The organism is Aquabacterium parvum, from assembly GCF_001447195.1.
Taxonomy (GTDB): Bacteria; Pseudomonadota; Gammaproteobacteria; order Burkholderiales; family Burkholderiaceae_C; genus Aquabacterium; species Aquabacterium parvum.
Map to the genome: position 1 here is coordinate 1 of NZ_LFRI01000024.1, position 832 is coordinate 832.

Genomic DNA, 832 nt, shown 5'->3' on the forward strand with positions numbered 1-832 from the left:
CTAGGGGCTGTTAACACTAATTGCAACGCTGGGCATCATGCTGGACACTGCCCGACATGGAGATCACACCCAAGCAATTCGCGCGCATCGAGCATTGCCTTCCACTGCAGCGAGGCAACGTGAGCCTGTCCAATCTGCAGGTCATCAATGCCATGCTGTATGTGGCAGAGCACGGATGCAAGTGGCGCGGCCTGCCCAAGCGTTTTGGCAATTGGCACACGATTTACACCCGCATGCGTCGATGGGAGAAGGCCGGTGTGCTGGACAAAATGTTCGCAGAGCTGCAGCGCGAGCAGGTCGTGCGAATCAAGATCGAGGCGGTTTCGCTCGACAGCACCAGCATCAAGGTGCATCCCGACGGCACTGGCGCTCTAAAAAAAACGGACCGCAATCCATCGGCAAGTCCAGAGGTGGATGGAACACCAAGGTTCATATGGTTGCCGCGGATGCTCGAACGGCCGTGACGTTCTGTCTCTCGCCTGGTCAGGCCCATGACGCACCTGAGGGACGACGCTTGCTGCGGGCCTTGGGGCAGACGAGCCGCCCCGTGCACCTGCTCATGGACCGCGCCTACGAGGGCAACGAGACACGCCAGTTGGCTCTGGACTTGGGTTTCATACCAGTCGTGCCGCCAACGAAGACGCGCATCGATCCGTGGGAGTACGACCGCGAGATGTACAAGCGCCGCAATGAAGTCGAGAGGTTGTTCCGGCGGCTCAAGGGCTACCGCCGAATCTTCTCCCGGTTCGAAAAGCTTGATGCGATGTTTCTCGGCTTTCTCAGCTTCGTGCTCGTGGTCGATGGGCTTCGCAGTTTGTGTTAACAGGCCCTA

The 832-nt window shown here is 58.9% G+C and carries 1 protein-coding gene; it reads left to right on the top strand.

Going from position 1 to position 832, the window contains the following annotated elements; genetic code table 11:
* The first annotated feature begins 56 nt into the window (after positions 1 to 56).
* A protein-coding gene (locus ABG80_RS00405) for an IS5 family transposase (RefSeq protein WP_152987387.1) occupies positions 57 to 823 on the top strand; the annotation gives its coding sequence in 2 pieces (ribosomal slippage) (positions 57 to 372 and positions 372 to 823; 768 coding nt in all).
* The last annotated feature ends 9 nt before the right edge of the window (positions 824 to 832 follow it).